Genomic DNA, 18,612 nt, shown 5'->3' with positions numbered 1-18,612 from the left:
CTCTTAAGATAAAAATATGAAATTTGTTGTAAGAATAATATTTAATGTAATTTTGCTTGGAATAGTTTCTGGTTGTGTAAGCATGCAGCAAATGCAAAGTGGAATGGATGAAATTAATTCATTTTGGGGAGAGGCAAATCAGAAAATTATCTCCTCAAAAGGAACCAGAATCTATCCTAATAAGGCTATTGATTGCTGGATTGCTGCAAAAGAAAGTGCAATCCAACTTGGTTTTACAGTTATAGAGGAAAGTAATAACTCAATACTTACTGCTCAAGCGCTGACGCCAATTCCGTTCACTGTTGACGAATATAAAGCTATCAAAGCAATAGAGGAACCTATGATGCAAGCGATAGCAGCTAATCACGTTGGGAAATTTTACTCAAATTTTTATTATCTTGATGAAGGGGGGAAATTTTATGTGACCATTAAAGTGCAGATAACTCCTGAAGCAGATGACAAATCTTCAGTTCGAGTTACATTCCGAATAGACCCTACAGAGGAAATAAAAGGTTACAGTTTCATATATGGGCACAATCCTCCACCCGAATCTGTAAGAAAAGGACTTGAGAAATGGTGGCATACTTTCGAGCGCAACCTTATTCAGAAATAAAATAACGCAGATAGAACTTAAATTTATTCAATTCTTGGTAGAAGAGGTTGATATGAAAGTATGTAAGAGTATGCTATTGATAACTCTTGTTATTGTTATTCTGCAAGGGTGTGGATCAAACCATATAAGAAGCGGAATTCCTCCATCTTTTATTGAAGGGCTTGCTGCGATTGATCGGAAGGATTTTGCTGCTGCATCGTATCACTTTGCTGAACTTGCGAAGGGTGGCGATCCAGGCTCAATGAATAATCTGGGCATATCGCTTCTTATGGTTGATAGAAAGGATGAAGCAATATACTGGTTTAAAAAAGCAAGCCGTTACGGGGATTCAAATGCAAAATTAACACTAAAAGCTATGGGTGAAGCTATTCCCCCATCCGACCTTATTGGTCAACATCCAACTCAACTTCAGCAAGAAGCAGCTAATGAGTTCGTTGTTGCCACTCTCTTGGGAGTCGCCGCTGGAGTAACAACCTATTATGCTGGCCAAGGTGCTTTGAATCGCTATAATTATCCATTGAATAATGGATTCAGATCGCAAATAAATCCTTCTGGAATAACACCCGAAAGTTCGTATGTTGGCGGCAACCCACGAATGGCTCCTGATGGTTCATATGTTGGTGGTACCCCGAGAATGGCTCCTGATGGTTCATACGTTGGTGGAGTGCCACAGATGGCGCCGGATGGCTCATATGTCGGTGGAACGCCACGGATGGCACCGGATGGTTCGTATGTTGGTGGAGTGCCACAGATGGCACCGGATGGTTCATATGTTGGTGGAACCCCACGTATGGCACCCGATGGTTCATACGTTGGGGGAAAACCATAATTGTACTGCAATAGTTCAAATCAGATTTTGACTACTACAGATAGAATGCAACTGGTACAGTTCGGCTACTTTAGTCAATTTGGTAGCTGTACAGTATAATTTGGTCTAGTGCAGACCAGCCGCGCCCATAAAAAATTTTTACTCCATGTAGTATTCAACAGCTGTTCCTGGAACAGCAGTGTATGGTGTATTTACAGTAAGTGTACCCATTACTTTTCCTGATTCCACACTACCTATGGATGATACTGTGTCCATAATAGCTATATTTCTTATCAGCTTGAATGATGTGGTCTCTGGAACAAATTCAAATATCCACGTGTAGGTTTGCGGATATACAATGCTGGACATAAATAGCCCTCCCCCAAATACTTGACCGTCGCCATAGGAATTCAAAGTAGTCAGAGTGATGATTAGATGTGATCCGGTAAAATAGGCGATTGCCTGGGCATCGGTTTTCTTTACTTGCTTGCCATCACTTGCTTCTGTTGTTTCTACTCCAAACGCAGTTCCAACACATGGCCCAGCGCCACTCGAGAATAGTGGCAATCCTCCCGTAAATAAAATGCGGTACGCACCACTTCCCATTTCTTCTATAACTTCAAAACGACTTTGTTTTTTTGTTGTGCCCGGGGATGCATCCCCAATACATTCAAATCCATCATAAACAAAAGATAGTCCGTGTGATAAACCAGGGATAAGAGCTAACGCTACTAGCAGAATCAATCTTCTCATTTTGTATCTTCACCTTATTTTGATTTTACTTACAGTGCTGATGCATATCTATTTTCATTCTGTGCGATTTGTTCCATTATTAGTTAAAACAATTGCAGTTTATAGAAGGCTAATAATCTGATGGGTTTATAGGAAAAACTAGTGAGCGCAAGCTTTGTTCTGAACAAATTCACAAATAATCACGTCGTGGATTCGTTTTTGTGATGCGCCATGATCCCCAATAAGCATAAACCTGCTAATAATATCGCGTAGATTTTTGGTTCTGGAATAGGGCTGGTTGTGATGCTATTGATTATGAGCCCAATCGTATCTGGCTGACCATAATGAAACCAGCCATATGATGGAACAGGATTACTGTGATAGTTTGTAATCATAGTCAATCCCCAGACAGACCATTCTTCGTGATGGAGCGTGTCGATCGGTCGATACCATGATTGTTTTGTGCCTATCTGAGTATCGTTTGAGCTTAATGACGCAATGTAGGTCGGCAAGGAGCCTGACCAGCCTGTAATACCTGTGGAAAAAGTATCAGTCACGACGGTGTATAAATCGCCCCCGATATAAACTGGGGTAGCAACACCTAGCGAATCATCAAAAGTAAAAAATAGCTCAAATGGATCGTTGACCGCTACGACGCTGGTTGGGATAGTTGCGGGTACGCTCGCTATGTGCCCAGCAATTGTGGTTTTTACCATTGTGGCTGATACGGAACCGGAGAATAAATTAATGGTTACAAACGCAACAAAGATTTTTATCGTCCATGAGTCATTCAATAGTGACTTGATCGTCTTCATGATTTCCTCCTGTTTTTATGTATTTAGGAAAAAACGTTTCTATAAAGAAAGCTGCTATGAACGAGCATACACTATAATCGATTTATATCTGAGTCCCTCCGAAAAATAGTACCGAAGGGCAACTAGAGTATTGAGTAAATTCTGCTACAAATCAGCTACAAATAACAAGAAAGTAGTGATGAAAATAATCGTTATATAATTAACTAATTGATTTTGATGGCGCCCTGAACACGAATCGAACGTGCGACCTACCCCTTAGGAGGGGGTTGCTCTATCCACTGAGCTACCAGGGCGGACTTGATATTTTACGCTAATATCACACCATGAATAAACCTGATCAGCCGGATCCTTCCAGTCCGCAAACCTCAGAAAAACTCCCGAGGACGGTTGTTGTTCTCGGATTGGTTAGTTTTTTCAATGACTTTGCATCCGATATCGTGGTGCCATTGATCCCGATTCTGCTGGCAACTGTACTGGCTGCGGGGCCGATTGCGCTGGGATTGATCGAAGGGGTTGCGGATGCACTGGCCTGTTTTCTGAAGTTATGGGCGGGACGGCATTCCGATGTGATGAGCGGGCGGCGTAAAAAGCTGGCGTTGGCGGGCTACACGCTTTCCAATCTGGCGCGTCCGCTCCTTGGCTTGGCGGGTTCCTGGCTGACTGTATTATTGCTGCGGAGCGTGGATCGGGTTGGCAAGGGATTGCGCAGCGCGCCGCGTGATGCGATGGTCGCCGATGCGACACCGCCGCAGATACGCGGCTATGCATTCGGTTTTCATCGCGCATTGGATAATGCCGGTGCGGTTGCCGGTGCTTTGGCGGCTGCGGCTATTCTGGCGTGGTCGGATTTAAGTTTAAGTGAAGTGATTCTATGGTCGGCAGTACCCGGCTTTGCCGCGGTAGCGCTTTTGGGCGCGGGAGTGAAAGAAACCACAGCCAGCCAAATTCCATCCGCAGCAGCGCAACGTGTGCTTACGCCATTGCGCTGGTCTGGCTTGTCTGCACCGATGCAGCATTACTTGTGGGTACTGATGCTGTTCACCTTCGCACGCGCTTCTGAAACTTTTATTTTGCTATTTGGTCATGAATTAGGTATCGGTGTGGTTGAATTACTGCTGCTATGGGCGGCGCTCAATCTCGCCAAGGCGATTACTTCCACGCAGGGAGGGCAATTAGCCGATCATTTCGGCCGTGGCGCATTGATTCTGATCGGCTGGTCCGCGCTCGCAGTATCGTTTCTGGCGCTGAGTCAGACTACAACGAGCAGCGGGCTATGGATCATCAGTGTTTTTTACGGTTTGCTGATGGGTTTGAGCGAGGGCGCCGAGCGCGCGTTGATTAGCGATTATGCTTCGCCTGACGAACGCGGCACCGCTTTTGGCTGGTATCATCTGGTCAGTGGTATCGCGGCCATCCCGGCGGGGCTATTGTTCGGGGTGATATGGCATGTATACAGCGCGGCGGCGGCATTTATGTTCGCCAGTCTGCTGACGTTACTGGCTATTGTATTATTACGGCTATGGGCTTGGCCGCCGCGGCATCCGGATAACAACGAATAAGGACGACAATATCATGGAATGGTTGACTATTACCCTATCAATCCTCACGCTGGGATTCATGTTCTGGTTTTTCTCCAGGAATAGAAAGTCACTCGAGTTGGGTCAGCTTGCGCCCGATTTCAAATTGACTGATCAGCATGGAAAAACCCACACTTTGGCTGACTTTCGCGGCAAATGGCTGGCCTTATATTTTTATCCTAAGGACGATACGCCCGGTTGCACCAAACAAGCGTGCGCTTTTCGTGACGGCTTGCAGGAATTGGTGAATTTGGGCGCTGATGTGGTCGGCGTGAGTGTCGATGACACAAACAGTCATGCTGATTTCGCTAACAAGTTTCACCTGCAGTTTCCGTTGCTGGCCGATACCACAACCGAAACGGCGGCACGTTATCATTCCCTGATTAATTTGGGCATTATCAAATTTGCCCAGCGCAATACCTTCTTGATCGATCCGCAGGGAAAAATCGTACGGATGTATCTGTCAGCGAGTGCAGCCCGTAACTCTGCCGAAGTGATCGCTGATTTGAAGCATTTACAAGCGGTTTGATCCGGTAGAGCCGTGATGGGGACATGTTCATTTGACTTCGATCAAGGATTGAAAATTACATCTCAGACAATATATGGAAGCTAAAATCGAAAGGAGACTGAATGGCAAATTTCACAGAAGATCAGTTAGCACAGTTAAAAACCGCACTCCATGAGCGATATCTTGCGTTGCAGGAAGAGGTTCAAAATGAGTTGGCGCACACCAACGATATTCGTGACTCTGAGCGGACGGAATATTTGGACGATACCCCGGATGACATCGATACTGCACTGATCGACCGGCAGATCAACGAGATGCGCGAGCTGGAAATGTCGATGGAGTATCTCAACGAGCTGGAATTCGGCGATTGTATCGATTGCGGCAATGAAATCGGGTTTGAGCGTTTGCTGGTATACCCATCCGCACAACGCTGTATTCAGTGCCAGAGCAAGTACGAAAAGGCTTTTCCGCAGGAATCCAGTCCGTCGCTGTAAAGGTGAGCCACGATCAATCTATGCTTTGCTTTTAAGCAAAACCAGGATCGCACCGCCACCGCCGTCTTCCGCCCTAGCCTGGCAAAAAGCCAGTACATCCGCGTGCTGCAGCAACCAGTTTCCAATCCGGGTTTTCAGGACCGGTTCGCGATTCTTGGAGCTCAATCCTTTACCGTGAATGATGCGGACACAACGAAACTTACTTTGCAAACAAGCATCCAGGAAAATACTTAATTCCTGTCTGGCTTCGTCACGAGTAAACCCATGCAGATCGAGATTGTCCTGGATCCGCCAGTGACCGCGCCGCAATTTCCGCAATGTCAGACGCGGCATACCGGGGCGCACATAGGACCAATCATCACCTGCTTCCATTTCGATGGCGATATGATCAGAGAGTGCATCTGCTGTGACGAGCTGTTCCTGCAGATTGCTTTTCCGGGGAACCGGAGGGACGGAAGGCTTATGCTGGACGACCGTACCGGTGGCGGGTAACGGCGCTACGTCGCGCATCGCGGCGTGAAATAGCGCCATTTCATCGTCATCTTGCGTGGAATTCTTGTCCTTCATTCAATATCACTGATTACTTGCCGCAGGGTTCCCGGTGCATGCGGTTATTTCAAATGATCGAGGTATTTTTCCGCATCCAATGCCGCCATGCAGCCGCTCGCGGCGCTGGTAACTGCTTGGCGATAAATATGATCCTGCACATCGCCCGCAGCAAAAACACCGGGGATGCTGGTAGCTGTCGCATTGCCTTGACCGCCGCCGCGCGTGACGATGTAGCCGTTTTCCATGCCCAATTGTCCGGTGAAAATATCGGTATTGGGTTTATGGCCAATGGCGATGAATACGCCCTGCAAGTTGATCGTCTGTGTGGCATTGTCCTGCGTGCTTTTGATGCGCATGCCGGTCACACCGGATTGATCGCCGAGCACTTCTTCCAGCACATGATTCAATGCCAGCTTGATATTGCCGCTGCGGACTTTTTCCATCAGCTTATCGATCAGAATCTTTTCCGAGCGGAACTGATCGCGCCGGTGCACTACCGTCACGCTGCGCGCGATGTTGGCCAGATAAAGAGCCTCTTCCACTGCGGTATTACCGCCGCCGATCACGGCAACGTCCTGTCCTTTATAGAAAAAACCGTCACAGGTCGCGCAACCGGATACGCCGCGCCCCATGAATGCTTCTTCCGACGGCAGACCGAGATATTGCGCGGAAGCGCCGGTGGCGATAATGAGCGCATCGCAGGTATAAGTGCCTTGATCGCCAATCAGCGTAACCGGTTTTTCCGTCAGTTTTGCGGTATGGATATGGTCAAAAATGATTTCGGTTTGAAAGCGCTCGGCATGCTTCTGAAACCGTTCCATCAATTCCGGGCCTTGCACGCCCATCGCATCGGCTGGCCAATTGTCGACATCGGTAGTCGTCATCAATTGCCCGCCTTGCGCCAATCCGGTGATCAAGACCGGTTTCAGATTTGCACGCGCGGCATAGACTGCGGCGGTATAACCGGCAGGTCCGGAGCCCAGAATGAGCAATGTGTTGTGTTTGGTTGTCATATTTTATCGGCGAAGTAAATCAAGAACGATATTGTACTCGTAAACGGGTAAATTGCCTTGCTTGGCGACCAACCGCGCCGTCATCGCAGCTCGCTCCCGCTCGGACTTTGCATTCAACAATAAATCGCTGCGGTTAAGCTTCTCAGCAGGAAAATACATTTGCGTCGTCAGAACACGGAAGCCTGGTTTTGAGACCTTAAAATGAATGTGCGGCGGACGGATCCACGATCTGCTGGCAGGATAAGCGCCGGGCATCACCGTCTTGAAGCGGAATAAGCCATTCTCGTCGCTACGGATGACCGCCCAGCCTTGGAAATTTTCGTCTGGACGCACTGGATTAGGATCGCGCGGATGATGGTACCGCCCGTGGGCATCAGCCTGCCAAATATCCAATGTGGCCTGTACAACGGGATACCCTGCAACATCCTGAATTTGACCGCTCACCACAATGTGCTGGCCTTGCGCAACGGCGGTATGCCCCTTAATTTGCGTTAAATCGGCATCTTTGTCTTGTTGATCTTTCACCGGATAAAACGGCCCTTCAGTTTCATCGGGAGTCGGTATCAGCGCCCATGCTTTGGCAAAACTACCATTGATGCCAAGCGCACTGGCTAGACCGCTCAATACACCGAACTGGATCATTTTTCTGCGGGAAATTTTTTTCATGATTGGTGATTCGACCGCTATTTGTATAGTAAGTGCGATTGCTTTGAGTAACACAAAGACTACTCGGATCTGATTTCAACGCAGCAAAACCGGATATTCCTTGGAGTCTGTTTTAAGCCCTAAGGATGATGATGGTGCCCATGCTCCTTAGCTTGCACCGGTTGTCCGGATGCCGGTGCCTTACTGATCTGATAGACGTCATGACAGGCAACGCATTTGGCCATGGCGTCGCTCAACTGCCGCAGCGTGAGTTTGGAGTCCTTCTTGGATTCCGCATCCGCGGCAATTTGGTCGAAATCCTGATGCAAGGACATGCCGAGCTGCATGAATTCCCTGGGTAGCACACTCTTGAGGTGATCCTCGGCTTTGTGCGCCATGCCCAACCCCAAAGGACGGGCGTATCTGGAGACTGCTGCCATGTCATTCGTCGAAAGCGCCGCCAGAATGTCTCGTGTGCCCGACAACAATGCCCGCATTTCCTCCAGCACGTGACTACGCTGACCTTCCGTGAGTGTAAGGGTTTGCCGGTTATCCATATCCGCCGCGATCGCTGATGTGGAAATCAGTAAACAGGCAATGATTATTCGCGTTTCTCGCATTTGATGGTCCTTGATAGCAATAAATTTGTCGTCTGAATTTATCAGATTGGTATTTTTTCTGCGGGAATTTTTTTCATGATCAGCCGTTTGATTGCTTAACGAAGATTCCGTGAAAGCTTTTAGAGCCGCATCAAGAATAAAAATTCAGACCGGCATTTCTCTGTTCCGCAGAACCTACCCAAGCTTGACCGGCAAGCAGGAAACATTGTTTCTATTGCCGGTTGAATTGGTATATTCTCAAACATTTAAAGCAAGTCTGACAACACCTCAGCGCCCCCTCATGACACCCGAAGAATTCATCAAAATCTGGACTAAAAACGATTTAACCGAGAAAGCCGGTGCGCAGTCGTACATTGAAGATTTATGCGACGTATTGCGAATAGAAAAGCCGCGTAGCTCGGGTGATTTCTGCTACGAAAAAGGTGCAATCAAGGATGGTGGCGGGCAAGGTTGGGCGGATGTCTGGAAACTCGACTGTTTTGCCTGGGAAAACAAGAAACCCGGGCGCGATCTCAAAGCGGCACTGGCGCAATTACGCGAATATGCAGGCAATCTCGGCAATCCACCGCTGTTGATCGTGTGCGACCGCGAGCGCATCGAAATCCACACCGCGTTTCGCGGTTACCCGGATGAGCCGCGCTGCATTCTGTTGCATGAGATTGGTACTCCGGAAAATCTGCAAATTTTGCGTTGGGTGTTTACCGATCCGGATAAACTCAAACCGCTGAAAACCAATGCGGCAATTACCGCCGAAGCCGCCGGTCAGTTTGCTGAACTGGCGGAAACCATGCGCGAACGCGGTATCGAGCCGCAACAGGTGGCGCATTTCCTGACCCAGTGCATATTCTGTATGTTCGCCGAGGATGAAGGCTTGCTGCATGCCAGCCCAACGGGCGATCATGAAATTTTTACCGGCATACTCAAAGCCGCCCATGCGGATCCCAATAAAGCTGCAAGCCGGATTAAAAATCTGTTTACCGCAATGCAGAAAAAAGACGGTATCTACGGTAATGACGATATCGCCTGGTTCAACGGCGGCTTGTTCAAAACCATAGCCGTCCCGCCGCTGACTGAAACCGATCTGAACATTTTGTATCAAGCGGCTGAAGGACGGGATTGGCGGGCAATCGATTCGACCATTTTGGGTACTCTGTTCGAACGCGGCCTCGATCCCAATAGCCGGGTGCAACTGGGCGCGCACTATACCGATGTCGCCACCATCAACAAACTGATCGAACCGCTGATCACCCGGCCATTAAGCGCCGAATGGCAAGCCGTTAAAGCTGAAATTACGGCGATACAGGCAACGGCCAGCAAAGTGAAAACAGCTACAGCCAAAAAACAGCACCGCAAAACCGCAGCGGACTTGTACCACGGTTATCTGGAGCGTCTGCGCAATTTTCGCGTATTGGATGCGGCTTGCGGTTCGGGCAATTTCCTCTATTTGGCGATGCACGCGTTGAAGGACTTGGAACATATCGCTCAATTGGACGCGGAGGCGCTCGGCTTGGGCAAGCAACTCACCATCGAAACTGGCACCGGCAACGTCCTTGGATTGGAATTCAACGAATATGCCGCCGAACTGGCACGAGTGACCGTGTGGATCGGCGACATTCAGTGGAGTCAGCGCAACGGACGGGAAAATCAACAAAAACCCGATCCTCAGTAGTCTGGACGGTATTCAGCACCGCGACGCGCTGCTCAACGCCGATGGCACGGAAGCGCAATGGCCGCAAGCGGACGTGATTATCGGCAATCCGCCGTTTCTGGGCGATAAAATCATGCGCGGCGAACTTGGCGACGATTACGTGACTACTTTGCGTGATTGTTACAAAGGTCGTGTGCCCGGTGGTGCAGATTTAGTCTGCTATTGGTTCGACAAGGCGCAGCGGCAAATTGTGAACGGTCAAGCCAAAGCGGCCGGGCTGGTATCCACTAACTCGATACGTGGTGGTGCTAACCGTGTAGTGCTGGATAATATTTGCCAGAGCGCACATATTTTTGAAGCATGGTCGGATGAAAATTGGTTCGATGCCGGTACTGCGGTGCGCGTATCGCTGGTATGTTTTGGTAATTTCGATGGAGCGAAACTTGACGGCAAAGCTGTAGAAGCCATACATGCTGATTTGACCGCAGAAGCAGGACTTAACCTTACACTTGCTAAGCTCCTTAGAGAGAATGTTGATATCGGATTTCAGGGATCAATAAAAACCGGACCAATGGAAATAGATGGTGGCACAGCCAGGCTCTGGTTAAAACAACCCAATCCAAGCGGTAAGCCAAATTGTGATGTTGTACGCCCGTGGGCAAACGGCATGGATATTACGCGTCGTCCTTCAGATACTTGGATAATTGACTTTGGTGTTAGCATGCTGGAACAAGATGCTGCTATGTTTGAACAACCGTTTCAGTATGCTACCGAAAACATTAAGCCATTGCGCGTAGATAAACGAGAGGAACGAGCAAACGAAAAGTGGTGGTTACATCAGCGACCACGTCCAGAAATGCGTGCCGCACTTGCCACCTTCAAACGGTATATTCTTACCCCTCGAGTTTCCAAATATCGATTGTTTATATTCGCACACCATGCAGTTTTGCCGGACAGCGCTACGGTTGCTATCGCACGTTCCGACGACACCACCTTCGGTATCCTTCATTCTCGTTTTCATGAATTATGGTCGTTGAGCTTGGGCACTTCATTGGAAGATCGGCCACGCTACACACCCACCACTTGCTTCGAAACCTTCCCGTTTCCCGAAGGATTGACTCCAGCCGACACCAACCCCAGAAGTGACGAAGAAAAGCAAGCGCTGGGCTACAAGGACTCTGACAATCAAGCAAGAGCTGGAGAGTGCGACGCTCCCATTCCAGCAATCATTGCAAAAGAATCCCAGCGCCCCGCAGCCTTGGCGATTGCCGAGGCTGCTTTCAAATTAAACCAATTACGCAGCAACTGGCTTAACCCGCCGGAATGGGTCGATTGGGTGATCACCCCGAAAGAACTAAAAGCAGGTTTCCCAAAACGTCCGGTTGCCAAACCTGGACATGAAGACGAGTTAAAAAAAAAGAACCCTCACTAACTTATACAACGCTAAACCGGCTTGGTTGACCAACGCGCATCAAGCGCTCGATAAAGCCGTCGCCCAAGCCTACGGCTGGAAAGACTACACGCCGGACATGCCCGATGCGGAAATTTTGCAGCGCTTGTTGCAGTTGAATTTGCAGCGGACTGGCCGCCAAAGCTCAATTCAACCACATCATGAAAAACGATAGCGGTGTAGCTCCTGACTATGGGTACACTTTCGGGAGTTCGCGCGCTTCTAAAAATGAGAAGAAATGATACTCAAGGGAGGAGCAAAAATGACTCAGATTAAGCAGCATCGGTAAAAATCCATCTTTTTAATAAAAATACAGTGCAGCTTGTACATTAATTTGGCAAAATTGGGCCATTTGCTGATAACCTTTTACTTACCGGGGAAATAAAATGAAATATAAAAGTCTTCAAGAGTTCAGCGCCGATGTGGCAGGGCGCAATCCGAACCAACCAGAGTATATGCAGGCGGTCACGGAAGTGATTGAAAGTTTGTGGCCGTTCATATTGGAGCATCCTCGTTATGCCGAGCATGGTTTGCTGGATCGCTTGGTCGAGCCGGAGCGGGTGATTATATTTCGGGTGTCCTGGGTGGATGATCACGGCGAAGTCCGGGTCAATCGCGGTTATCGCATACAGCACAGTTCTTCCATCGGACCTTACAAAGGCGGCATCCGGTTTCATCCCTCGGTTAATTTGTCGATTCTTAAATTCCTGGCGTTTGAACAGACCTTCAAGAATGCCTTGACGACGCTGCCGATGGGCGGCGGTAAGGGCGGTTCCGATTTCGATCCTAAAGGTAAAAGCCCCGGTGAAGTCATGCGCTTCTGCCAGGCGTTTATCAGCGAATTATTCCGCCATATTGGTTCGGATACCGATGTTCCTGCCGGAGATATCGGTGTAGGCGGGCGGGAAGTCGGTTTCATGGCCGGTATGATGAAGAAATTATCGAATCGTGCGGATTGCGTATTCACCGGTAAGGGGTTGAGTTTTGGCGGGTCATTGATACGTCCGGAAGCAACCGGTTACGGCACGGTTTACTTTGCCCAGGAAATATTGCAACACGCAGGGCGTTCCCTCGAAGGCATGCGCGTTTCGGTTTCCGGCTCGGGAAATGTGGCGCAATTTGCCGTGGAAAAAGCTATGTCGCAGGGCGCCAAAGTGGTGACCGTATCCGATTCGAGCGGCACGATCGTCGACGAAGCGGGTTTCACTCCCGAAAAGCTGGCGATTCTGGCCGAGGTTAAAAATCACCTGTATGCCCGTCTCGATGAATATGCCAAACGGGTCAATGTCACCTATCTACCCGGTGCGAAACCCTGGCATGTGCCCGTCCAAGTGGCATTGCCTTGTGCAACACAGAATGAATTGAACGGTGACGATGCGCGGGCGCTAGTGAAGAATGGCGTGATTTGCGTGGCTGAAGGCGCCAACATGCCATCGACCGCGGAAGCTGTCGAATGTTTCCTGCACAACAAAGTGCTCTATGCGCCGGGCAAAGCCAGTAATGCAGGCGGTGTTGCAACGTCAGGCTTGGAAATGAGCCAGAATGCCATGCGGATATCGTGGACGCGCGAGGAAGTTGATGCGCGCCTGAAAGAAATCATGCAAGCGATCCATAAATCCTGTCTGAAATACGGAACCAAAGCCGATGGCAGCGTCAACTATGTCGATGGTGCCAATATCGCCGGTTTTGTCAAAGTGGCTGAAGCCATGCTGGGACAAGGCGTTATTTAGCTTTAGCAAGCCGATGGAATATGTGACTCTGGGCGAGCGGTGCTAAAAATTCCTGAATGAGCTGCCATTGTTTTCCGGCAAGCTCATCAGGTTGTTTTTTAGCGTCAGGGTTCATTGGTTCGAGCGTTACCTTTCTTTGTTGTGAAGAATGGTAACGCTCTTTGCTTTGCGGGTTTGTGAAGTTAAGCCGAACGGCTATGGTTTATTATTTTAAAAACTGCTCGTCCTTTTTTTCCGCGCTTTCTTCCGCTGCTTTTGCATCCTCGCCATCACTGGCCAATTTGCTGCCGATATAGCTTCCCACTGCGCCACCGACTAATGCGGGCATTGCGGATTGCAAAAGGGATGGGTTTTGAGCTTGTGCATTCGGTGCTGCAGCTGGTGCATTGGCGTTAGCTGCTTGCGCTGGCTGTTGAGCTGGCGCAGGTTGGTTCGTATTCGCTTGTTTTTGTTGTGCGGCCGGTTTAGAGCTCACTGGCGCTTTTGATACGCTGCCTTTACTGCCTTTGCTACCTTTCGCGTACAGGTTGTTTGTAAACACCAAGGAAATCAGAACAACAAAAAGTAATTTCTTCATATGTATTAAGCCTATAAAAATTAATCTTAAATTAAAGTAACAAATCCGTTGCGATCAACATCAATGCTTCCTGTTTTGTGGCAGATACGCACTTATTATTATAAGCGTAGCTTCACGGCATTTTATCATCCAATCCTAATGCCATGGCACACGCTTCATGCCACAGAGGTGCTTTTTGCATGCCATTAGATGTTTCGCCATCAACGTGCGCCGCGATTTTGAGAATAATTTCAGCTGGTGTCAATCAGCGGTAAGAATTTCCCAATTTAGGAATCTTGTACGGAGAATATTTTTCCATTGGATGCATGTATCTCATATAAAATGCTTGCGTTTGCATTGATTGAGATGGGATACCTTGCCAAATGACTGATTTAATAGAAATTACTATTTATTCTGTAATTGCATTGATCGCTGGATTGATTGTTGCACAGATTATCAAGGATAAGTTTCTGAAATAAAGAGCAGAGCTGATTCATCACGCTCCGGTCTGATACAGTTAAGAGTCAACATGGTGTTTATGGTACTACTGGATAGTTCGCCGACGAGGCTATGAATAACACTCAGCTTGTACTATTCGCCCTCGCCAGCGGCCGTTCGGGTACCAGCTATCTCGCCGATTTTTTCTCGAAGAATATTACGCACTGTTACAGCACGCACGAGCCTTACTTCACACCGGGTAATCCCACGTTGTTCGGCAAACCCATTGAATGGAATACGCAGAATAACGACAACGCATTAATCCCTGTGCTGGAACGCAAATGCCGTTTTATCACGGATCGCCAGCAACCGTTTTATTTTGAATCGAATCATGCTTTTGTGAAAGCGTTTAACCGCCATGCCGGAAACCTGCTGCGCAATCCCGGTTTTATTCATCTGGTACGAAATCCATTACTCGTGGCAAAAAGCGAATATGTGCGCGAACAGGCTATACGCCGGTTGCATCTGCCGTTTGCGGAATATACCAGCGATACCGGTGAACGTTTGTTCCGCTGGGCTTTAACCGGGCATGAAGCATTGTTCCGGCACTACCCGGGCACACTCAGCCGTTTTCAGTTTTATTTGTTGCAATGGCTGGAAATCGAACACCGGGCGATGCAGTTGCTCCGCGATAATCATTGGCGAGACCGCGTGTTTTTTATCGATGTCGACGCCGATCTCAAACGGGAAACAGTGTTAAAAGACATGGTTCTATTTTTTGACTTGCCGCACCAGCCATCATTCAACTTGAATTTACGCCGCAACAAAACCCCGTTTATCGGCCCGACCATCACTACGGAACAGGATAAGCAGGAATTCCGGGCGATTGCGCATAATTTACCGGATAACTACAAAGAGTTGTTGCGTGCCGAGCCTTATCGTCATTGCAGCTGGTATGCCGAAGTCAGCCGGTTGATGGGGGATAACGGATGAATCTCTTTAGTCTGGACTGCGAGCACCTGACGCCGGTAAAAATAGAACAATGATTTTTAGCGTCAGTACTCGCGAATGATGTTGGCCGGTTTTAACGGTAATGCAATTTGTACGGCCTGCTATTTCTGTTTCCACTGCCCATTTAGCTGAATCCAAGTTCCGGATGGGACTTTGCGAATGATTTCTTCAGCATAAACTTTACCGACTTGTTCGATATCGATTCCCTGAGCGGTGGCTTTTTCCTGGTAAATCGATCGGCGTTTTGCATTAATCTCATCCGCTTCTCCACGGGCGCTGGGTTGGCGCGCGACGACATAGCCATCGTAACTTTCGCCGACTGCGCCCGATGCACGCAGATTCTCGATGGAATCGGCCCAGGCGGGTAGCGCGTTAAGCAGGAATGCCAGCAGCATGGCTTGGCCGATTTTTGCGAAAGGTTTTTTAACTGTCATGTGTGCAGTACGCTGCATAGTGTTCTCCTCGTCTCGTTGATATCAGAAGATGCCAGGATTGGCCGCGATATCTTTTTTGGCTTGCTCTTCAAGCTTTACCCGGATGTCGGCATCCAGCTTGATATTGAGATTAATTGTGATCGGTTCTTGCGGTGGCTCCACTTTAACGGTCGGCGCGCATGCAGTGATCGTCAGGCAGTATAGGATCAGGATGACTTTGATTAATGTCGCGTTGGTTATTCGATCAATTTTGCGCATGATTGCACTCCTTTTCTGATGGATTCCCGCGCTCCACTCTGACTGGGAATCCGATAATTAGCATACTGTGTTCCATGGGTTCAATTTAACGCGGGCGGACTTAATGGAACCTTAATGAGCCGCGCAGAATTTCATGCGATAAGTTGTAGCCCTGATTAATCGTTTGCAGAATTTTATCGATATCCGTTTCGAGCTTGATATTCAAACGGAATGCCTGTCCGTCTTTCACCTTGGGATTATTCCCCAACAACGACAGTTTGGCTACCAGATCGTGCGTAACCGATTTGTCCAGATCCAGCGACAGTTCGGTGTAGTGAAAATCCTGCGCCGCTTGCAGTAATAAATTCATTTCCTTACCGGCGGAAGCCATCATTTTTGAGGCTTTTGCCGATTTGAAGCGCAAAATCCCCGGAGCTTGCGCTGCAAGGTGGCCATTGGTGATGGTCACTTGATTTTCTGCCAATGTCAGCGGAATCTGACCGTCCAAATGACCGCTTCCCGTCAATCCGTCAACCTTAATGACATTAAAGAGGGTTTCCAGGTCGATGTTGCTGATGCGGATCAAAGTATCGGAACGTGTCGCGGCCGGGTCGATGACGGTAGGTACCACGGCAATTGTACCCTCCAGCACGGAGAATTGTGCTTGTTCGATGGCGATGCGGGGCGGGCTGGTGCCTACGATATGATAGGAGACCAGCAAATTTTCCAGCGGAACACCGGCGTCAATCCGCCGGATTGTGACCGTCTGGTGCGGCGGGGTGCGGGGAGATAACAGATCCACCAAATTAAGACTGACATTCAGATCGCTGAGTTTTGTATTTTCACGGGTAAACGATAAGTTACGTAATTCAAATGCAGCCTGACTGTTCTGCACACCTTCCTTGGACCATTTGAATTGAACGTTGGCGCCGAGATGTCCGCTGGCATCCTCAAGCTGTGCAAGAACGGGAGAGAGTACGCTGGGTTGCAAACCCTCCGGTGAGAAACGGACAGGAATAAATTCCGCTACTAGCGTGCCATCGCCACTCGCGAGCGCATGACGGCCGCTGATTTTTAAATAGCGTAAATCCGGCACGCCGCCCGTTATGTTTAGCGCATACACGGCTGGTTCTCCAGCTGACGCTTCATTGCGGATACTGCCTGAGATGGACAACGCAGCAAATAACGGTTCGGGTGCCAGGTGTTGCAGCCGGGCAATGGCAAAATCCGCGGCAGTGCCGATCTCGGCATCATTTAGATGCACGGTGGCGGAAAAATCCTTCAATTGCAGATCGGATTGCGGCAATGTGAAGCCTGCATCGTTGATGGTAAATCGCCCTTGGTAGCCGGTGCCGGCACCGAGTTTTCCGGTCAGGGTTATTTTTCCGGGATGAATCTGCGCTTCAATAGCGGAGGATTCCGTGCGATCGACACGCACGTTCAGGTTGCCAGGAATTATTGCGATATCGTGTGCAAGTGACCAACCCTGCGAGTTTTTTGCCAATTCCAAATTCACTTGGGGAATGGAAAACTTGAGTGCATTCAGCAAATGCACAGGCGTGCCGGAATCGATCTTACCAAAAGTGATCTGCCCCGGATTGCGCAATGCAACTTGCCAATTATCCCGGTTGGACGTGATCTGCACGGGCAAAGAAACAGAGAATTGCTGAACTTTGAGCGGTTCCGCGGCATATTGACCGCCGTCGGCGTCGAGATCCAGCGATCCTGTCAATGATTGTGCTGACGCGCGGATATCGCCCTTCAGGGTCATGCGATCGATGGTTGTATCCCCTAACGCTGGCGTCACCGGATTTTTATCAGCGGAATCGGATGCGGGTTTTACGATTGCTTTTCCCGGCAGTTTGATGCCGGTTAATGTGAATTCGGTTTGGATATGCTGTAACTGCAATGCCGCGAACGAAAATGCCGCTTCGCCCGAGAAACTGGAGATGCTCGCTTCGGGCAGTCCCAGCATACCTTCAGAGATCGCGAACTTGCCTTGAATATTTCCCTTTCTATCCAGCATCGCTGTCAGCAAGCTTTTGCTGTGCGCAAGCGAACCCGAGACGATTACACTCAAGCGAATCGTTTGTGCATCCGGCTGGTTTTGCGCAATGCCGCCGGATAGCGCGATGGTCGTTTCACCTGCTGTTGAACGCAGATGAATCGCGGAGTCCTTGAGTGAAAAATTTGGCAACCAGGGAAGACTGATACTTTTCTCAGGTGCGGCAGTCATGGGGGTAGTGGAACTCAACAACGGGTGCGCCGCGTTCAGGTCGAATGCTACGTTCAAACCGCTGATCTCAACTGAGATTGGCTTACCGGCAAGCAGATCCGGCACATTCCACGCCACGAGCATGTTTTCCAAGCGCAACTCTTTATTTTTACCTGCCGACAACCCCTTCAAACGGAAAGTATTGAATGAGAGATCCAAATCGGCAATGGATTGCAGCGGTAAGCCCTGCTTATTCAACTGCTGGCCGATCAAGGTTTCCAGTAACTGATTGCGGAAAACATAAAGACCTGCCCCGGCAAAAATGGCGAGACTGATCAGGATCAGGAATCCGGTCTTTAAGAGTTTTTCCATGGTATCAATTGCATAGGATCGCAAGCATTGAATTGACTTTTAGTTCGATTAATACAGGTCTGATTAGCTTCGTTTCAACGCTTTAACACGATATCACAACTGTATTGCCTTGCAGTATTTTATGTTTTACTGTGTTTGCGCGAAAAA

The 18,612-nt window shown here is 48.8% G+C and carries 20 protein-coding genes and 1 tRNA gene; 10 read left to right on the top strand and 11 right to left on the bottom strand.

All coding sequences use genetic code 11. From position 1 onward, the window contains the following. Positions 1-16 precede the first annotated feature (16 nt). Together R2083_RS13895 and R2083_RS13890 are read left to right on the top strand one after the other, a co-directional pair. Positions 17-613 carry a hypothetical protein gene (locus R2083_RS13895; RefSeq protein ID WP_317538793.1) on the top strand — a complete coding sequence of 199 codons (597 nt, stop codon included), beginning with the start codon at positions 17-19 and terminating at the stop codon, positions 611-613. Continuing rightward, positions 567-1,442, top strand: coding sequence for a hypothetical protein (locus R2083_RS13890; protein WP_317538792.1), 876 nt, complete (start codon positions 567-569; stop codon positions 1,440-1,442). The genes R2083_RS13895 and R2083_RS13890 overlap by 47 nt, the downstream gene beginning before the upstream one ends. Positions 1,443-1,580: 138 nt before the next feature. Here the strand turns inward: R2083_RS13890 and R2083_RS13885 are convergent, their stop codons facing one another. The 3 genes from R2083_RS13885 to R2083_RS13875 form a co-directional block, all read right to left on the bottom strand. Then, a complete protein-coding gene (locus R2083_RS13885; RefSeq protein ID WP_317538791.1) occupies positions 1,581-2,174 on the bottom strand; it encodes a hypothetical protein in 594 nt (197 codons plus the stop codon). A gap of 179 nt (positions 2,175-2,353) precedes the next feature. Then, entirely contained in the window at positions 2,354-2,968 is a 615-nt protein-coding gene (locus tag R2083_RS13880; RefSeq protein WP_317538790.1) for a hypothetical protein, read from the bottom strand. Between the two features lie 217 nt (positions 2,969-3,185). Beyond that, a tRNA-Arg gene (locus R2083_RS13875) sits at positions 3,186-3,261 on the bottom strand. Between the two features lie 30 nt (positions 3,262-3,291). On the opposite strand from R2083_RS13875, the gene R2083_RS13870 reads away from it, so the two are divergent. The 3 genes from R2083_RS13870 to R2083_RS13860 all read left to right on the top strand — a co-directional run bounded on the left by R2083_RS13870 (position 3,292) and on the right by R2083_RS13860 (position 5,547). Further along, positions 3,292-4,527: an MFS transporter gene (locus R2083_RS13870; RefSeq protein WP_317538789.1), complete on the top strand. Its 1,236-nt coding sequence runs from the start codon at positions 3,292-3,294 to the stop codon at positions 4,525-4,527. Positions 4,528-4,540: 13 nt separating this feature from the next. After that, the gene (locus R2083_RS13865; protein WP_317538788.1) at positions 4,541-5,074 is read left to right on the top strand and encodes a peroxiredoxin; all 534 of its coding nucleotides are present in this window, start codon (positions 4,541-4,543) and stop codon (positions 5,072-5,074) included. A gap of 101 nt (positions 5,075-5,175) precedes the next feature. Continuing rightward, positions 5,176-5,547, top strand: coding sequence for a TraR/DksA family transcriptional regulator (locus R2083_RS13860; RefSeq protein WP_317538787.1), 372 nt, complete (start codon positions 5,176-5,178; stop codon positions 5,545-5,547). Positions 5,548-5,565: 18 nt separating this feature from the next. Here R2083_RS13860 and R2083_RS13855 read toward each other — a convergent pair whose 3' ends face one another. From R2083_RS13855 to R2083_RS13840, 4 genes are all read right to left on the bottom strand, one after another. Further along, complete coding sequence (locus tag R2083_RS13855) at positions 5,566-6,114, bottom strand: Smr/MutS family protein (protein WP_317538786.1); 549 nt, start codon at positions 6,112-6,114, stop codon at positions 5,566-5,568. Positions 6,115-6,158: 44 nt separating this feature from the next. Then, positions 6,159-7,109: a thioredoxin-disulfide reductase gene (trxB, locus tag R2083_RS13850; protein ID WP_317538785.1), complete on the bottom strand. Its 951-nt coding sequence runs from the start codon at positions 7,107-7,109 to the stop codon at positions 6,159-6,161. A 3-nt stretch (positions 7,110-7,112) separates the two neighbouring features. Beyond that, complete coding sequence (locus tag R2083_RS13845; RefSeq protein ID WP_317538784.1) at positions 7,113-7,775, bottom strand: protocatechuate 3,4-dioxygenase; 663 nt, start codon at positions 7,773-7,775, stop codon at positions 7,113-7,115. 119 nt (positions 7,776-7,894) lie between these two features. Next, entirely contained in the window at positions 7,895-8,374 is a 480-nt protein-coding gene (locus R2083_RS13840) for a hypothetical protein (protein WP_317538783.1), read from the bottom strand. A 109-nt stretch (positions 8,375-8,483) separates the two neighbouring features. On the opposite strand from R2083_RS13840, the gene R2083_RS13835 reads away from it, so the two are divergent. The 4 genes from R2083_RS13835 (at position 8,484) to gdhA (ending at position 13,202) form a co-directional block, all read left to right on the top strand. Further along, positions 8,484-10,043 (top strand): DNA methyltransferase, encoded by a 1,560-nt coding sequence (locus R2083_RS13835; RefSeq protein ID WP_317538782.1) that lies wholly within the window; start codon positions 8,484-8,486, stop codon positions 10,041-10,043. A gap of 73 nt (positions 10,044-10,116) precedes the next feature. Next, positions 10,117-11,454 carry a DNA methyltransferase gene (locus R2083_RS13830; RefSeq protein ID WP_317538781.1) on the top strand — a complete coding sequence of 446 codons (1,338 nt, stop codon included), beginning with the start codon at positions 10,117-10,119 and terminating at the stop codon, positions 11,452-11,454. Positions 11,455-11,479: 25 nt separating this feature from the next. Continuing rightward, a complete protein-coding gene (locus R2083_RS13825; protein ID WP_317538780.1) occupies positions 11,480-11,647 on the top strand; it encodes a hypothetical protein in 168 nt (55 codons plus the stop codon). A gap of 211 nt (positions 11,648-11,858) precedes the next feature. Then, a complete protein-coding gene (gene gdhA, locus R2083_RS13820) occupies positions 11,859-13,202 on the top strand; it encodes an NADP-specific glutamate dehydrogenase (protein ID WP_317538779.1) in 1,344 nt (447 codons plus the stop codon). 205 nt (positions 13,203-13,407) lie between these two features. Here gdhA and R2083_RS13815 read toward each other — a convergent pair whose 3' ends face one another. Beyond that, positions 13,408-13,779, bottom strand: coding sequence for a hypothetical protein (locus R2083_RS13815; protein ID WP_317531815.1), 372 nt, complete (start codon positions 13,777-13,779; stop codon positions 13,408-13,410). Between the two features lie 549 nt (positions 13,780-14,328). On the opposite strand from R2083_RS13815, the gene R2083_RS13810 reads away from it, so the two are divergent. Next, positions 14,329-15,189, top strand: a complete 861-nt coding sequence (locus R2083_RS13810) for a hypothetical protein (RefSeq protein WP_317538778.1) — start codon at positions 14,329-14,331, stop codon at positions 15,187-15,189. Positions 15,190-15,308: 119 nt separating this feature from the next. Here the strand turns inward: R2083_RS13810 and R2083_RS13805 are convergent, their stop codons facing one another. The 3 genes from R2083_RS13805 to R2083_RS13795 all read right to left on the bottom strand — a co-directional run bounded on the left by R2083_RS13805 (position 15,309) and on the right by R2083_RS13795 (position 18,465). Further along, on the bottom strand, positions 15,309-15,659 hold the full coding sequence (locus R2083_RS13805) for a YdbL family protein (protein ID WP_317531813.1): 351 nt from the start codon (positions 15,657-15,659) through the stop codon (positions 15,309-15,311). Positions 15,660-15,683: 24 nt separating this feature from the next. Continuing rightward, positions 15,684-15,899, bottom strand: coding sequence for a YnbE family lipoprotein (locus R2083_RS13800; RefSeq protein WP_317531812.1), 216 nt, complete (start codon positions 15,897-15,899; stop codon positions 15,684-15,686). Between the two features lie 100 nt (positions 15,900-15,999). Beyond that, complete coding sequence (locus R2083_RS13795) at positions 16,000-18,465, bottom strand: YdbH domain-containing protein (protein ID WP_317538777.1); 2,466 nt, start codon at positions 18,463-18,465, stop codon at positions 16,000-16,002. Positions 18,466-18,612 lie beyond the last annotated feature (147 nt).

Origin of the sequence: Nitrosomonas sp. Is35, assembly GCF_033063295.1 — a bacterium.
GTDB lineage: Bacteria > Pseudomonadota > Gammaproteobacteria > Burkholderiales > Nitrosomonadaceae > Nitrosomonas.
The sequence above is the reverse complement of the archived record's forward strand: the minus strand, read 5'-3'. Positions and strand labels throughout refer to the sequence as shown.

Coding starts and splice junctions, on each gene's coding strand:
- gdhA (WP_317538779.1), top strand. CDS start 11,859: ATGAAATATAAAAGTCTTCAAGAGTTCAGCGCCGATGTGGCAGGGCGC.
- R2083_RS13810 (WP_317538778.1), top strand. CDS start 14,329: ATGAATAACACTCAGCTTGTACTATTCGCCCTCGCCAGCGGCCGTTCG.
- R2083_RS13860 (WP_317538787.1), top strand. CDS start 5,176: ATGGCAAATTTCACAGAAGATCAGTTAGCACAGTTAAAAACCGCACTC.
- R2083_RS13855 (WP_317538786.1), bottom strand. CDS start 6,114: ATGAAGGACAAGAATTCCACGCAAGATGACGATGAAATGGCGCTATTT.
- R2083_RS13805 (WP_317531813.1), bottom strand. CDS start 15,659: ATGCAGCGTACTGCACACATGACAGTTAAAAAACCTTTCGCAAAAATC.
- R2083_RS13800 (WP_317531812.1), bottom strand. CDS start 15,899: ATGCGCAAAATTGATCGAATAACCAACGCGACATTAATCAAAGTCATC.
- R2083_RS13795 (WP_317538777.1), bottom strand. CDS start 18,465: ATGGAAAAACTCTTAAAGACCGGATTCCTGATCCTGATCAGTCTCGCC.
- R2083_RS13845 (WP_317538784.1), bottom strand. CDS start 7,775: ATGAAAAAAATTTCCCGCAGAAAAATGATCCAGTTCGGTGTATTGAGC.
- R2083_RS13885 (WP_317538791.1), bottom strand. CDS start 2,174: ATGAGAAGATTGATTCTGCTAGTAGCGTTAGCTCTTATCCCTGGTTTA.
- R2083_RS13840 (WP_317538783.1), bottom strand. CDS start 8,374: ATGCGAGAAACGCGAATAATCATTGCCTGTTTACTGATTTCCACATCA.
- R2083_RS13865 (WP_317538788.1), top strand. CDS start 4,541: ATGGAATGGTTGACTATTACCCTATCAATCCTCACGCTGGGATTCATG.
- R2083_RS13880 (WP_317538790.1), bottom strand. CDS start 2,968: ATGAAGACGATCAAGTCACTATTGAATGACTCATGGACGATAAAAATC.
- trxB (WP_317538785.1), bottom strand. CDS start 7,109: ATGACAACCAAACACAACACATTGCTCATTCTGGGCTCCGGACCTGCC.
- R2083_RS13895 (WP_317538793.1), top strand. CDS start 17: ATGAAATTTGTTGTAAGAATAATATTTAATGTAATTTTGCTTGGAATA.
- R2083_RS13815 (WP_317531815.1), bottom strand. CDS start 13,779: ATGAAGAAATTACTTTTTGTTGTTCTGATTTCCTTGGTGTTTACAAAC.
- R2083_RS13870 (WP_317538789.1), top strand. CDS start 3,292: ATGAATAAACCTGATCAGCCGGATCCTTCCAGTCCGCAAACCTCAGAA.